Source organism: Pseudonocardia sp. Cha107L01 (genome assembly GCF_052566575.1).
The window spans coordinates 5388885-5403888 of record NZ_CP199579.1; the positions used below are offsets into that span (position 1 = coordinate 5388885).

Annotated in this window: 11 protein-coding genes; 7 read left to right on the forward strand and 4 right to left on the reverse strand. The window is 70.7% G+C overall.

What is annotated here, in order from left to right:
- Positions 1-443 precede the first annotated feature (443 nt).
- The 3 genes from ACTXG6_RS25245 to ACTXG6_RS25255 all read left to right on the forward strand — a co-directional run bounded on the left by ACTXG6_RS25245 (position 444) and on the right by ACTXG6_RS25255 (position 5843).
- Positions 444-779 (forward strand): hypothetical protein, encoded by a 336-nt coding sequence (locus ACTXG6_RS25245; protein WP_445181852.1) that lies wholly within the window; start codon positions 444-446, stop codon positions 777-779.
- Positions 780-1734: 955 nt separating this feature from the next.
- The gene (locus ACTXG6_RS25250) at positions 1735-4299 is read left to right on the forward strand and encodes a hypothetical protein (protein WP_445181853.1); all 2565 of its coding nucleotides are present in this window, start codon (positions 1735-1737) and stop codon (positions 4297-4299) included.
- 170 nt (positions 4300-4469) lie between these two features.
- Complete coding sequence (locus ACTXG6_RS25255; RefSeq protein ID WP_445181854.1) at positions 4470-5843, forward strand: NADP-dependent succinic semialdehyde dehydrogenase; 1374 nt, start codon at positions 4470-4472, stop codon at positions 5841-5843.
- 41 nt (positions 5844-5884) lie between these two features.
- Here the strand turns inward: ACTXG6_RS25255 and ACTXG6_RS25260 are convergent, their stop codons facing one another.
- Together ACTXG6_RS25260 and ACTXG6_RS25265 are read right to left on the reverse strand one after the other, a co-directional pair.
- A complete protein-coding gene (locus ACTXG6_RS25260) occupies positions 5885-6889 on the reverse strand; it encodes a glutathione S-transferase family protein (RefSeq protein WP_445181855.1) in 1005 nt (334 codons plus the stop codon).
- Positions 6890-7027: 138 nt separating this feature from the next.
- A complete protein-coding gene (locus ACTXG6_RS25265) occupies positions 7028-8599 on the reverse strand; it encodes a pentapeptide repeat-containing protein (protein ID WP_445181856.1) in 1572 nt (523 codons plus the stop codon).
- Between the two features lie 570 nt (positions 8600-9169).
- On the opposite strand from ACTXG6_RS25265, the gene ACTXG6_RS25270 reads away from it, so the two are divergent.
- Positions 9170-9667 carry a right-handed parallel beta-helix repeat-containing protein gene (locus ACTXG6_RS25270; RefSeq protein WP_445190106.1) on the forward strand — a complete coding sequence of 166 codons (498 nt, stop codon included), beginning with the start codon at positions 9170-9172 and terminating at the stop codon, positions 9665-9667.
- 85 nt (positions 9668-9752) lie between these two features.
- Here the strand turns inward: ACTXG6_RS25270 and ACTXG6_RS25275 are convergent, their stop codons facing one another.
- Positions 9753-10598, reverse strand: a complete 846-nt coding sequence (locus tag ACTXG6_RS25275) for an LLM class flavin-dependent oxidoreductase (RefSeq protein ID WP_445181857.1) — start codon at positions 10596-10598, stop codon at positions 9753-9755.
- A 26-nt stretch (positions 10599-10624) separates the two neighbouring features.
- Positions 10625-11677, reverse strand: coding sequence for a zinc-dependent alcohol dehydrogenase (locus ACTXG6_RS25280; RefSeq protein ID WP_445181858.1), 1053 nt, complete (start codon positions 11675-11677; stop codon positions 10625-10627).
- 54 nt (positions 11678-11731) lie between these two features.
- Between ACTXG6_RS25280 and ACTXG6_RS25285 the strand changes: the two genes are divergently transcribed.
- The 3 genes from ACTXG6_RS25285 to ACTXG6_RS25295 all read left to right on the forward strand — a co-directional run bounded on the left by ACTXG6_RS25285 (position 11732) and on the right by ACTXG6_RS25295 (position 14787).
- The gene (locus ACTXG6_RS25285) at positions 11732-12319 is read left to right on the forward strand and encodes a TetR/AcrR family transcriptional regulator (protein WP_445181859.1); all 588 of its coding nucleotides are present in this window, start codon (positions 11732-11734) and stop codon (positions 12317-12319) included.
- 31 nt (positions 12320-12350) lie between these two features.
- On the forward strand, positions 12351-13379 hold the full coding sequence (gene mgrA / locus ACTXG6_RS25290; RefSeq protein WP_445181860.1) for an L-glyceraldehyde 3-phosphate reductase: 1029 nt from the start codon (positions 12351-12353) through the stop codon (positions 13377-13379).
- Between the two features lie 286 nt (positions 13380-13665).
- Positions 13666-14787, forward strand: a complete 1122-nt coding sequence (locus ACTXG6_RS25295) for a serine hydrolase domain-containing protein (protein WP_445181861.1) — start codon at positions 13666-13668, stop codon at positions 14785-14787.
- Positions 14788-15004: the final 217 nt, after the last annotated feature.

Sequence of the window (15004 nt, forward strand, 5' to 3'; positions counted from 1 at the left end):
TTTGGCGTTGATTCTGCGATCAGGATATTGCCGCGGCGGGAAGGTTGGGCCGGCGGGGTCCGGCGAAATGCGTACGAAACAAAGCAGCCGATCGGGGTAACCGGGGGATTGCGGGCACGGCCCTCTCAAGTACACGCCGTGCGGTATCCCTGGTGAGACCAGCGGTAAGCACTTAGGCTACGGGCAGTTAGCTGACTAGAACGCTTAGCACTTTAGTAGGTACTTTTGTGATATCCGTCAATCGCGTTGGTTGCACGCTGTGACAGTGCGGTTTGCTAGCGAGTATGAGATCTTGATCACCGCCACCCACAAGATCTACATTTGTCGCCGGGGACAACGGTTCCGTGACCTCCGCCGCGCCGGTGCGGCGGAGGAGAAACGACGGGCCGGCCTGCGGCGATTCTCCGGGTAACGGTTCGTTGGTCGCGGCGGGGGGAGCACACGTGCCGAGCACCTCGATCACGGCGCGAGTCGGCTCGCCGCCGGCTACCACATACGTGCCGCCGCCCCGACAGGCAGGTCGCGCCGCGGCGGCGGGAGCCGGGGCGCCGGCCCCACTCGCCGCATGGGGGCCACCCCCGGCCGGCCTGGACTGGTCGGACGTCGCGAGCATTCCCGATCTTGCCTCGGTCCGGCGCCGGGTCGCCGCACTGGTGTTGTGCCTGGTGTTGCTGGGTGTGAGTCTGGTCGTCGCGCTCACCCTGAGCGCGGCGCCGGGGCTGTTTCCGATCACGCCGCACTGGAGTGCGATCGCGCCGCTCATCCAGTCCAACCGCTGAGCCCCCGTTGAGGGCGGCGCGGTCGCTGAGACCGTCAGTGTCGCCGTCAGTGCCGCTCTCGGACGCTCGAGGGCGGCGTTCGGGATCTGGGGCCGCCGGCGTCCCTCGGGGGCCGCTCCGGTCGGGTAGCGCGGGTCGAGAGGGCCGGCCTCGCCGGGGCGTTCGATCATGCCCGGCGGGGTGGCGCGCCCCGGATGGACGACGCCGGTGAGGTTGACGTCGGTCGTCTCCCGCCAGAGTTCGGGGCTGACGCGAATGGCTCGGGCAGACGAGTCGACCGCATTCATTTCGGCGACCGCGCCGGTGCGCCGGCGATGGCGGACGTTTCCGGCCGGCGGCGCTGTGGGGCATTTTCCGGAACCCGCTGGGCGCCGGACGGCGGCACGGGTGCGGGCGGCGCTTTTCTCAGCGTCCGCCGAGGTGCCCCGCTTGGCCGCAATCCCGCGCCCGGGAATGCGCCCGGTCCCATCCCACCCGGTCAGTCGTCGCCGAGCGGGCCCGTATCGGGGCGGTCGGACTCCGTCGGTCGGAACGGAGCAACGGGGCGAGGCTGGCGAGTCGATCCGGTTTAGTCCAATAGGTGTAGTCGGGCTCGTTCTCGCCTTTCTCGGACGGTCTAACGGCTCTGAGTGTCCGGAGTACGCACAGAGAGGACAACTGCCTCGTCGACGAGATGAGCGGTCGCTTGTGTGCGGTAAGCGGTCGTTGCGCTAGACGGGTGGTAGCGATGGGCGGTTGAGTAGCACTTGGCGTACCTGGCTACGCCCAGTACAACTAAGGATCCTTATCACTCGAACGAGGGATATAGATCGTGGCAAGGCCTGCTCCCCGACACAGCGGTCAGCCGAACGAGCCCCGGATCATTCTTGGTGAGCTGCTCGGAAGACCTACCCAACCGACAGCGGCGCGTACCTCGTACGCGCCCGCGAAACGCACGGCGATACCGCTCAAGGCGATGACCCGACGGGAGGTTCGTGCACTGCGCCCGGTAGATCCGGCACTGGTCTTCTGCCCAGCCGTCGGGGCGGCCGTGCGGTCACCCTTCCCACACCGCAAGCTCGCCAACAGCGCGGGCGCGATCGTGGCCGTCAGCTCCCTCGCGGCCGGCGCCGCACTGTTCGGGCCGGCACTGGCCGGCCCGGCCATCTCCGGCGCGCCGGACAGCGCCTATCCGGAACGCAGCATCCTGGGGTTCCCCGGCCTCCGGCTGCCCGGCGGTCTGGCCGAGGCACTGAACGCGGACGGATCCATCGGCGGCCAGCTCGCGGTGCCGATGGCGTTCGCACCGACGTCGTTCGACGCCCCGACCGGAGCTGTCGGAGCTGTCGGTGGCCAGGTGCCGGCGGCCCTTGCCGGCCGAGGCGCGACAGGAGCCCTGCCCGGTGTGCCTGTGCTGCCCGGTGGCGGCACAGTCGTGCCACCTGTTGGTGGGACGACTCCGCCCACCACCGGTGGCGGGACGACGGTGCCGACTCTTCCAGGTAGCGGAAACAGCGGTGGCGGGGGTGCTCCTACTACTCCTTCCGCCCCAGCTACTCCTTCCGCCCCTGTGGGGACCGGAGGCGCTGTGGGTGGCGCTGTGGGTGGCGCTGTCAGTGGTGCTGGTGAGGCCGCCGGCGGGTTGGTCAGCGGTGCTGGTGGCGCCGTCGGCGGGTTGGTCGGCGGTGCTGGTGGCGCCGTTGGCGGGTTGGTCGGCGGTGCTGGTGGCGCCGTCGGAGGGTTGGTGGCCGGTGCTGGCGGCGGCCTGGTGAATGGCGCCGGCGGCCTCGTGAGCGGCGTCGGCGGCGCGGTGTCCGATGTCGGCGGCGCGTTGGGACCCGGCCTCGGCGGCGTGGTGGACGGTCTAGGCGGCGTGGTGAGCGGCCTCGGGAACACGGTCGGTTCGCTCAGTGGGACGGTCGACGCTCTGGGTGGCGTGGTTACGGGCACGACCGGGGTACTGGGTGGCGTGGTCTCCGGCACGACGGGCGCGCTCGGCGGCCTGGTCACCGGCACGACCGGGGCGCTCGGCGGCGCGGTCACAGGCACCACGAAGGGCCTGGGTGGCACGTTGGACGCCACGGTCGGCGGTGTTGGCGGCATCGCGCAGGCGGGCACTCAGTCGGTGTCCGAGGTGGTCGCCGGCGCGGGCGGGGTGGTGGGCGGCACGCTGGAGAGCGTCGGCGGCGGACTGCCGCTGCTCGGTCCGGTCGTCCAGGGTGTCGGGTCGACCGTGACTCAGACGACGCAGGGCTTGGCCGACGCCGTGGACGACACGGTCAGCGGGCTCGCCGGCGGCCTGCTCGGTGGTACCAAGCCGGCCGCGGCATCGACTGCCTCGACTGCGGTGGCCGCGGCGGTGCCGGGCTCTGACGCGTTGACGGGTGTGCTGGGCGGGGTGACCGGAGCCGTGGGGGGTGTGACCGGTTCGCTCGGAGTCGTCGGTGGCTTGACCAGCGGCCTGACTGGCGCGGCGGGCGGTGGGACGCCGACTCCAGCCTCTGCTGGCGGGACAACTGCGGCTGCTGCTCCCACCTTCGGTAGCGGGACGACCGTGCCAGCTCCCACCTCCGTTGGGGCGACAACCGTGCCTGCTCCCACCTCCGGTGGCGGGACAACTGCGCCCGCGGCGGTCGGCGGCGGTACGGCCAGCGCGACAGGTGGTGCGGCCGGTAGCGAAGCGGTCGGCGCTGCCGGGGGCCTGACCGGAGTGGTCGGCGGCGCGGTCGATGGCGTCACCGGGCTCCTCGGCGGCCTGACCGGCGGTACGGCGAAGAGCAGTGCCGGCACCTCGAGTCCGTCCACCTCCAGTCCGTCCACCTCGAGCCCGGCGGTGACCAGCGCGCCGTCGTCCAGTCCGTCGGCTGCCAGCCCCGAGGCTGCCAGTCCGCCGGCGTCGAGCAGCAAGGTGGCGAGCAGCGGAGCGTCGAGCAGCGGAGCGTCGAGCGACAAGGTGGCGAGTCCGGCACCGAGCAGCACCGGGTCGAGTAGCGCCGGGTCGAGTGACCCTGCTCCGTCGGCGGGCTCGGCGCTGAGCGGCCTGACCGACTCGATCACGCACTCCGATGCGGCGCGATCGACCGGCTCCGGCTCCGGCTCAGCCAAGTCCAGTTCCAGCTCAGCCAAGTCCGGTTCCAGCACAGCCGAGTCCAGCTCTAGCACGGCCGAGTCCAGCTCTGGCGCCAGCAAGAGCTTGAGCAAGGCCACTACCAGCAGCTCTGGCACCTCGGGCGAGTCGAGCAGCAAGAGCTCGCACTCCACGTCGAGCGCCTCCGACTCCAGCGGCGGAGACTCCAGCGGCGGATCCGGGTCGGGTGGGCGGTCCAAGCAGAGCGAATCCAGCGGCGACTCCAGCGGCGACTCCAGCGTGAAGTCGGACTCCGGGGGCAGCTCGGACAGCGGCTCCGAGAGTAGCCATTCGAGCGAGCACAGTTCGGGCGACGGCGGTGGTCACTCCGACAGCGGCGGTCACTCCGATAGCGGCGGCGACTCCGGTGGCGGCTCCGGCGGCGGTCACGGAGGTGGCAAGGGCGGCCAATAATCGGGTCCCGTAGCTGAACCCTCCCTCAGAGGCCACCCCATCGGCGCACCCGAGGCGCCGGTGGGGTGGCCCATCAGTGTCCGGACTGCCTAGGTTGGAGTGAGGCAGGCGGCACCGGGGTAGTCGTGTCATTTGGCCGCACCGTCGTAGAGGGAAGGACCACACGGACCATGATCGCCACGATCAATCCGGCAACTGGCGAGACGATCAAGACCTTCGAGGCAGCCGACCCGTCGGAAGTGACCTCGCGGATCGCGCGGGCCCACGATCGTTGGCTCAGCTATCGGACCACGAGTTTCGAGCAGCGGGCGACCTGGCTCCGGGCAGCCGCGGACCTGCTGGACGCCGAGGTCGACGACGTCGGCCGGCTGATGACCACGGAGATGGGCAAGACGCTGGCCTCGGCCAAGGCCGAGGTCGGCAAGTGCGCCAAGGGCATGCGCTACTACGCCGAGCACTCGGAGAGCCTGCTCGCCGACGAACCGGCCGACGCCGGCGCGGTCGGCGCGGTCCAGGCCTACGCCACCTACCAGCCGCTGGGCGTGGTGCTCGCGGTGATGCCGTGGAACTTCCCGCTCTGGCAGGTCGTGCGGTTCGCCGCGCCGGCGCTCATGGCCGGCAACGTGGGCCTGCTCAAACACGCTTCGAACGTGCCGCAGACCGCGCTGTACCTCGAGGACGTACTGCGCCGGGCGGGTTTCCCGGAGGGCTGCTTCCAGACCTTGCTGATCTCCTCCGGCCAGGTCGAGGCCGTGCTGCGGGACCCGAGGGTGGCCGCGGCGACGCTGACCGGCAGTGAGCCCGCCGGGCGTTCGGTGGCGGCGATCTGCGGCGACGAGGTCAAGCACACCGTGCTGGAGCTCGGCGGCAGCGACCCGTTCGTCGTGATGCCGTCGGCGGACCTGGACAAGGCCGCCCAGGTCGCGGTGACTGCGCGGGTGCAGAACAACGGCCAGTCCTGCATCGCGGCCAAGCGGTTCATCGTGCACACGGACGTCTACGACTCGTTCGCGGAGAAGTTCGTGGCCAGGATGAAGGCGCTGAAGGTCGGCGACCCGTTCGACTCGGCGACCGACGTCGGGCCGCTGGCGACCGAGCAGGGGCGTGTCGACGTCGAGAAGCTCGTCGAGGAGGCCGTCGGGAAGGGCGCCACCGTGCTCTGCGGCGGGAGCCGCGCGGACGGGCCCGGTTGGTACTACCCGCCGACGGTGATCGCCGACATCACCGAGGACATGCCGCTCTACCGCGAGGAGGTGTTCGGCCCGGTTGCGTCGCTGTACCGGGTGGCGGACATCGAGGAGGCGATCGCGGTCGCCAACGACAGCCCGTTCGGGCTCGGTTCGAACGCCTGGACCAGCGACCCGGACGAGCAGAAGCGGTTCGTCAACGACCTGGAGGCCGGCCAGGTGTTCATCAACGGCATGACGATCTCCTACCCGGAGCTGCCGTTCGGTGGCGTCAAGCGGTCCGGCTACGGGCGAGAGCTGTCCGGCCACGGCATCCGGGAGTTCTGCAACCTGAAGACGGTCTGGGTGGGCGCCTAGGCACCCCCGGCCGGCGCCCGTGCGGCGCCGGCCGGGTGTTGCTAGCCGGCGATGTGCGGGACGCGCTCGCCGGCCGGCGGGGGGCCGGGCGGGGTGCCGTCGCCGAACGGCCGGCCGCCGAGCTCCTCGCGTCCGTGCGGGGTGAGCCAGCCGGTCGGGTCCGGGCCGAGCGGCACGACGCCGCTCGGGTTGATCGTCCGGTGCACGCCGTAGTAGTGCTGTTTGATCTGCTCGAAGTCGATCGTGTCACCGAAGCCCGGGGTCTGGAACAGATCGCGGGAGTACGCCCACAGCACCGGCATCTCGGTGAGCTTGCTCCGGTTGCACTTGAAGTGTCCGTGGTAGGCGGCGTCGAAGCGCACCAGGGTGACCCAGAGCCGGATGTCGGCCTCGGTGATCGTGTCGCCCACCAGGTAGCGCCGCGTGGCCAGCCGCTCGGACAGCTCGTCCAGCCGGGCGAACAGCGCGTGGTAGGCGTGCTCGTAGGACTGTTGGCTGCCGGCGAACCCGCACTTGTACACGCCGTTGTTCACGTCGTGGTAGACGCCTTCGTTGACCTCGTCGATCTCCGCCCGCAGCGCCTCCGGGTAGAGGTCCGGGGCGCCGTCGCGGTGCAGGGCCCGCCACTGGGTGGCGAAGTCCAGGGTCAGCTGCGCGAAGCCGTTGGTGGCCACCTTGCCGCTGGCGACCTCCACCACGGCGGGCACGGTGATCCCCGCCGCGAACTGGGGGTCGGCCGCGCGGTAGGCCTCGCCCAGGTACTCGATGCCCAGCACCGGGTCCCGGTCGCCCGGGTCGAGATGGAACCGCCAGCTGCGCTCGTCGTGCAGCGGCCCCGCGATCCCCATCGAGAGCACCGGCTCCAGGCCGAGCAGTCGGCGGGAGATCGAGGCGCGGTTCGCCCACGGACAGGCCCTGGCGATGACCAGCCGATAGCGGCCCGCCTCCACCGGCCAGGGCGAGGACCCGTCCGAGGTGATCCGCTCGTCGAGCGCTACCGGCTTGCGGACGTACGCGCGCTCGTCCTCGTCGATCTTGTCCGTCATGCGACCCTGCCCGTCAGATGCGTTGTCCGCCAGCGGTCTCGCCCGGCCGGAATGGTGCCGGGACGCTGTCCCTCCCATTCAACCCACATCTCGCGCGGGCCGCGGAGCGAGATGACGTTCGCCGGGTACAGCGGGTCGTCACGTGGTCTTGTCGATCGCCGGCGGTGACGGCCGCGGCGGGGCCTCGGCGACAGTCGGCGCGGCCCCTTCGGCTCCGCCTGCCCCGCCTGCTCCGCCGCCACCATCCGAGGCAACCACGGTGAGCCAGCCGCTGCCGTCGTCCGGCGCCCACCTCACCGGAAGGCTTCGGGCGATATCCGAGTCCGCGAAACACGCCCGCCTCGCGGTTTTGGTGAAGGTCGCCCCGTCGAACCGGGCGTTCTTGGTGAACGTCGCAGTGTGGAACCCGGCTTCCCTCGTGAAGGTCGCCCTCCCGAACCAGGCGTTCCCGGTGAAGGTTGCCCCGCCGAACCAGGCGTTCCCGGTGAAGGTTGCTCCGCCGAACCAAGCGGCTCCGGTGAAGGTTGCCCCGCCGAACTGGGACGCTCCGGTGAAGGTCGCTCCGCCGAACTGGGACGCTCCGGTGAAGGTCGCTCCGCCGAACCAGGCGGCTCCGGTGACGGTCGCCCCGTCAAACCCGGCGTCCCCGTTGAAGGTCGCCCTCCCGAACCCGGCGTCCCCGTTGAAGGTCGTCTCGCCGAACTGGGCGTTCCCGGTGAAGGTCGCCCCGCCGAACTGGGCGTCCTCGGCGAAGGTCGTCTCGCCGAACTGGGCGGCCCCGGTGAAGGTTGCCCCGTCGAACCGGGCCTCCTCGGTGAAGATCGCCTCGCCGAACCGGGCGGCTCCGGTGAAGGTTGCCCCGTCGAACCGGGCCTCCCCGGTGAAGGTCACCCCGTCGAACCGGGCGGCCCCGGTCAAGGTCGCCCCGTCGAAGCGGACGGTACCTGGCTGGCTGTGGGACAGGTCGACGTCGATGAGCACCGCGCCGGTCAGGTCGAGGGTGCTATCGGGCCAGAACGTGACCGCGGGATGCTGGGGATCTGGTCCCGGGCGCAGATGATCGGCGAGGATACGTTGGGCGGTCAGCCGCACCTCCCGTTCCTGTACCCGTCGCGCCCGATCGTCGGAGGCACCACCGGTGGATTCGACCGCTCGGGGTGGCTCGGGCTCAAGTGGCTGGTAGGGCATGCGCAGGTAGGCGCACAGCACGTTGACAACCGTCTGGCGGTGGGTGGGGCTGGCCTGGGCCAGGCGTTCCAGCGCATACATCCCCCCGAGGCGCACCGGGGCCTTCTCGGAGTCGAGTTGCTCCACGGCTTTGCTGTAGAGCTCGGTGACCCGGCGTTCGGTCGCGTCATCGACGGTGTCTTGGGCGGTGAGTTCCTGGTGCCATTGGCGGCGCACCGCGAGCAGCAGTAGCGCGAACACGCCGCCGGTCCCGGCGCCAATGGTCAGGCCGGACTTGATGGCGTCCACCCGGGTGGCCGCGATGTCCTTCGCGAACGCGGCTTCGCGCAACAGCCACGCCGTGACACCCCACGACACCAGGGCGACCACGAACAATGCGCCGGCGACCACCCACCAGCTCAGCGCCACCCGAGGCCGAGCCCGAGTGCGCACTCGAACACCCCGGGCCCAGGACCAGCCGGCGGCACCGACGAACCCGAGCGCGACCAGCAGCGCCGCGATCGAACCCGTGCGCGCCGCCACCCACGCGCCCACCGCCGGCCAGGTCACCCACCCCGCCGCCGCGGCTACCCAACACAACAGCACAACTAGGCCCGCGGCCAGCAGGAACATTGCATGACGCGGCGCTGTTTCTTGGCTCACATTGCTACCTGTCGCCGAACAGTGCCAAAACGTAACGCCCGCGCCCCAACCGGCCCCGGCACGCGAGTCCCCGCCGCCATGACCACCGAGATGGATTTCCCGCACCTGCCGCGCCTACGGCCGCGGGCTGTACGCTCCGTCGCCCGAGGACCGGGATCAGGGTCCGCCGGAGCCCGGTCAGGGGAGCGCGCATGGGTGTCGAGGGAGGGCCGGCGCCGCCGTCGGCGCGGGGCGCCCAGCCGGTGTCGTTGCCGGCGGACTGCACCGCGCGTCGGTCCGGGTGACGGACGTGGTGGCCCTGCGGTCGGCTCTGCGGTCGGTGGCGCCCGGAGGCGGGGTGTGCGCCGTCGGGGACCTGCGGGGTAGCCGGCTGGAGGTGTTCCGGTCGGGGACGGCGCAGCAGCCGATCGAGGTGATCGGGACGGCCGGACGGCGGTCGACGGCGTCACGATCAAGGCCGACCACGTGGTGGTGAAGGGCTTCAGCGTGATCGACGGCAAGGCGCCGGGGATCTGGATGAAGGGCACCGACATCACGGTGGAGAACAACACCGTGCGGCACCCCATCGGCGACGACTACGACGGCCTGCGGTTCTTCGGCGACGACCTGAAGATCGTGCACAACACGATCGGCGACATCTCCCCGGACAGCACCGACGCGCACGCGGACTGCATGCAGTCCTTCGCCACCGGCCCCAAGTCACGCACTCCGAACTCGGGCAACGTGAACCGCGTGCTCATCGACGGCAACCGAATCGAGCGGATCGACAACCAAGGCCTGATCGTCGAGGGACCATTCAGCAGCGCCGGTGACGGCAGCGGGATCGGGCGCTCCTCGGACATCACGTTCAGCAACAACTACTGTGACGCGCACGCCTCGCAGGCGGTCTGGTTGGACGATACGTCGGAGATCGACTACCACGGACCGACGCCGCAGGGCAGCCCGTAGCCGGTATCCCGGCGTGGCCCGCCGGCCCGGCGGCGGGCGGGTCAACTCCGGGATCTATTCGGCACAGGACCTCCGACTCAGGACACTAGCGATACTCGTCCAGCCGGCCGACCACCTTGTCGAACACCGCCTGCTCCTCGGGTTTGGGGGCGTAGCAGACGATCTCGTCGAAGCCGATCTCCCGGTACCGGTCGACCATCGCGGCGAACCCGTCGACGGAGGACCACGGCGTGATCGCGCCGTAGGCGAGCAGGATCCTGCGCAGTGTCCCCGGGTCGCGGTCCCGTTCCCGGCAGAGCCGGTCCAGGGTCGAGCCACGCCCGACCGAGGCCGGGCCGAACTCCTCCTCCGTCGCCGCGCCGGGGAAGGTGACCCAGCCGTCCCCGTGCTCGGCCACGACCGCGAGTGCCCTGGGGCCGTTGGCGGCCACGATGATCGGGACGCGGGGCTGGACCGGCCCGGGTGTGGTGGCCGCGTCCTGATACGGATAGTGCGGGCCGTCGTGGTCGCCGGTGTCGCCGGCCAGCAGACGGTCCACGATGCCCACGAACTCGGCGAGCCGGTCCGCGCGCTCGCGGGCGCTCCAGAACGGCACCCCGGCCATCGCATGGTCGGTGGGCCACAGGCCGGAGCCGATCCCGAGGTCGAAACGCCCGGCCGAGACGTGGTCCAGAGTGATCGTCTGCTTGGCCAGCACCGTGGGCCGCCGGAACACCGCGTTGGCGATCAGCGTGCCGACCCGGATGGACGTGGTGGTGGCCGCCCAGGCCGCGATCAGCGTCAGGCCGTCGTGCACCGCGACCGACGGGTCCCGGGGGTTGCGCATGTTGTCCCCGGTCCACAGCCCGTCGAAGCCCGCACCCTCGGCGACACCAGCCCAGCGCCGTGCCTCGTCCCACGTACCGGCATTGACCTTGAGTCCAAATCGCATGTGCGGTATCTCCTCGGTGGTTGGTTTCACGCGGTGCGTGCTGAGGTGCCGGCCCGTGCGGACCCGAGCGATGCCCGGACGAACAGCGGCTTGAGGGAGGGCGCGGCGAGCGCCGTGGTCGCGTCGGCGATCGGCAGCGTCTCGCTGACCACCCGGGCGGGATCGATCCGTCGCCGCCGGATGAGGTCGAGCACGGCGGGTACGTGCGGGCCGGCGTTGGCCCTGGCCGTGTGGAAGGTGACGCCCTGCACGTACATCCGGAACAGCGGCAGCTCGACCCGCTCGAAGTAGACGCCGCTGGACTCGACGACTCCCTCCGGAGCCAGCAACGCGATCGAGTCGGCGAGGCGTTCCGCGTCGAACGCGGAGTCGAAGACCACGTCGAACTCGCCGAGGCTCGGCACCGGCGGGCCGGCGTGCGTCTCGGCGCCACCGCCGGCGGCGACGGCGCGGCGGGCGCGGTCGGTGTCCAGGTAGAGCACGCGGCCGGCACCCAGCGCGGCAGCCAGCTGAGCGCCGTACAAGGCGACGCTGCCACCGCCGCCGAGCACCAGCACCCGGGCCCCGGGCCGACGCCGCAGGTGCCCGCGCAGCAACTCGAGGCCGAGCGTGAGGTTGTCACCGGCAGACACGGCGGCGGCCGGATCGATGTCGTGGGGCAGCGGGTGCAGCATGGCGTCGGCATAGGGCACCCGCACCACCTCGTCGAACAGCCCACCCCACTCACCGCCCGCCGGCAGGCCGAACATCGCGCCGGCCGGCACCGTGCGGCAGTGCGCGGTCAAGCCGGTGCGACACCGGTCGCAGCCGCCGCAGTTGATGTGCCACGGCACGACGACGCGGTCTCCGGGGTGGACCCCGCGGACAGCCGCGCCGACCTCGAGCACCTCGGCAACGCATTCGTGGCCGAACGCGAACGGCCCCAGGAACGGTGTGCGGCCGGCGAGGATGCGCAGGTCGAGGTCGCAGACCGAGCTGGCGATGGGCCGCACCAGCGCCTCGGCGGCGCCGCGCAGGGCCAGCTCCGGCACCTCGTGCCACTCGACGATCCCGGGACGGATGTAGACGAGCCGCAACATCGACAGCCTCCGAACGGCACAGAAGTACACCGACCGGTATGTATAGTCGGCCCGGTGACGCCGCGCACGCGATTAACCAGACAGGCCCTGCTCGACGCGACCGCCGAGCTCACCTACCTGCGCGGCATCACCGCGACCGGTGTCGACCTGATCGCCAAGCGCGCCGGGGTCACCAAGCGCACCCTTTACCAGCACTTCGCGTCCAAGGACGAGCTCGTCGCCGCGTCGCTGGCCGCGCGGGACGAGGTGGGGCTGGCGCTGCTGCGCAGCGGTGCGCACGCGCGCGCGGAGCGCACCGGCCAGCTGCCGGGACTGGCGCTCTTCGACGTCATCGAGCGGTTCCTGGCCGGCCCGGGCGCCGCCGGCTGCGCATTCCTGAACGCCGGCCTCGAGCTCGGCGACCGTGACCACCCGGCCGGGCATGCGTCCCGGCGGCACCTCGCCGGTCGGGAGGCGCTGGTCGCCGAGCTGCTCCTGGAGTCCGGGCTGGACGATGCCGAGCTGGCCGCCGGGGTCGCGCTGCTGGTCGACGGTGCGTTCGCGGTCGGGGGCGCCCGCCGGGACCCGGCCGCCGCGGCGCGCGCCAAGCGCGCCGCCAGCACGCTGATCGAGCACCACCGCGCAGCCGACAGACAATTTTGACAGGTCGGCCGGCCGAACCAAGATGGACACCATGACCTATCTCGCCGCGTCGGACCGCTATGACGACGCCACCTTCCGCCGTTGTGGCCGCAGCGGGCTGAACCTGCCCGCGATCTCGCTGGGGTTGTGGCACAACTTCGGTGACCGCGAGCCGTTGGAGACCCAGCGGGCCATCCTGCGCCGAGCTTTCGACTCGGGCGTCACCCATTTCGACCTGGCCAACAACTACGGCCCGCCCTACGGCAGTGCGGAGCGCAACTTCGGCACGCTGTTCGCCCAGGACTTCCGCCCGTACCGTGACGAGCTGATCATCTCCACCAAGGCCGGCTACGACATGTGGCCGGGCCCGTACGGGCAGGGTGGCGGCTCGCGGAAGTACGTGCTGGCCAGCCTGGACCAGTCGCTGAGTCGGATGGGGCTCGACCACGTCGACATCTTCTACAGCCACCGCTTCGACCCGGACACGCCGCTCGAGGAGACGATGGGCGCGCTCGATGCGGCGGTGCGGGCCGGCAAGGCGCTCTACGTCGGGATCTCCTCCTACGGCCCGGACCGGACCCGGGAGGCGGTGGACATCCTGCGCGCGCTCGGCACCCCGCTCCTGATCCACCAGCCGTCCTACTCGATGCTCAACCGGTGGATCGAGGAGCAGCTCCTCGACGTGCTCGGCGACACCGGTGTCGGCTGTATCGCCTTCTCGCCACTGGCCCAGGGCATGCTGACCAGCAAGTACCTCAACGGTATCCCGGAGGGCTCGCGGGCCAGCCGGGATGCGTCGTTGTCGACGGACCTGCTCAGCGAGAAGAACCTCGACCACATCCGGAGCTTGAACGCCATCGCGACCGACCGGGGGCAGTCGCTGGCGCAGCTGGCCCTGGCCTGGGCGCTGCGCGACCCCAGGGTCACCTCGGTGCTCATCGGCGCGAGCAGTGTCCGGCAGCTCGACGACAGCCTCGGTGCGCTGGACAACCTCGAGTTCGGTCCCGACGAGCTGGCGCGCATCGACGAGCACGCGGTGGAGGCCGGCATCAACCTGTGGGCCACCTCCGGCGAGGCCTGATCGGTTGGCGGTCTGACGTGGACCCGCCGGGAGATACCGATTTCCCGGCGGGTCCGGCGAATTGATAGTGCGCTTAGTTAACAACTTCCTGGGGTATCGACCATCGGTTTATTCGGATCACTGATGACCAGCTGACGGCGTGCCTCGGATGGCCTTTCGAGATGTGCCGCAATCCAGTACTTTCTAGTCCCAGTGGGGGCTAGATCCAGTGCCGGAGGAGTCGGTTGCGGATGGCCGGTGCTGTGAGCCTGCAGACGCTTCACGCCCCGTCGCGAGGTGTCTGACCATGGATAACGTCGACGGTCTCCTGGAGCGTGCGGTCGGCGCCGGCGATGTCTCCGGCGTGGTGGCGATGGTCGCGGCTCGCGGCTGTGTCGCCTATTCGGGTGGCCATGGCTCTTGTTCTTCCGGTGGCGCCGGCGGAATGACCGTGGACACCGTGTTCCCGCTTTCCTCGATGGCACGGCCGGTGCTGACCGTCGCGGCGTTGCGACTGGTGGACTCCGGACTGCTGCGGCTCGACGAACCACTCCAGACCGTTCTGCCCGAGTTGACCGGGCTCCGCCGCCTGACCGGGTTCGACTCGGCGTGGAATCCGGTGCATCGGCCGGTGCGCGGGGCGGTCACGCTGCGCCGGCTGCTCAACCACACGTCCGGCCTCCTGGACGGTGCGCTGGCCGGTGGCGCGCGGCGCGCGGGCGGCTCCGTCTCGGTGTCCTTCGAGCCTGGCTCGCGCTGGCTCTACGGCGGCGACATGAGCCCCGTCGGTTTGGTCATCGAGCGGGTGTCCGGCATGTCGGTCGCGGACTACCTGCGCAAGGGCGTATTCGACGCGCTGGATATGCGGCATACCGGCTTCGACGCTGTGAGCTCGACCGGTGGCGTCGGTTTCTACTCGACGCCGAGGGACTACTTCGCGTTCGTCGAGGCGCTGCTGCGCTGTGACGGGACGTTGTTGTCCCGGGAGTCGGGCGAACTGGTGCGGCGGAACCAGATCGGTTCCCTGAGCGCGCCGAGGGTGTTGGGTGCGGGCCCGGTCCGGGTGCCGGGTGAGATGAACTTCTATCCGGAGATCCGCCTGTACCCGGAGTCCGAGCGCAAGTGGAGCCTCGGGTTCATGGTGAACCTCACGGCGATACCGGGCGGTCCGGGCGCGGGGAGTCTGACCTGTGCCTCCTCCGGCGCCTACTGCTGGATGGACCCGGCGTCGGGTGTCGCCGGGCTGCTCTTCGCGCGGCGCCCGGTCGGCGGCCCCGATCTCAGCGAGAAACTGTTCGGCGACTTCCAGCGCTCGGTCTACGCCGCCTGGACGACGGGACTGGTCGGCGGGCGACGGCGCAAGAACGTGTTCGAGCACCTCTTCCAGGGTTGGTCGAGCGATGTGTGGGCGACCTGGTGGCCCATGTGAACCGCCGTACCCACGGCACCGCGAGTCGCTAGATTCCGCCTGCCGGGTCGCGAGCGTCCCGACTGGACACTGAATTTTCGCCCCCCGGCCTGAGTGCGGCCCTCGGTAATTGGCGGGTTGCCTTGGGCCGAACGGACCACTGGGCACGCAACTCGACGTTCGGGATGCGCCGATCGGCGTCTTGCGCCCCGATGGGCGCTCAGAATGCGACGGACCG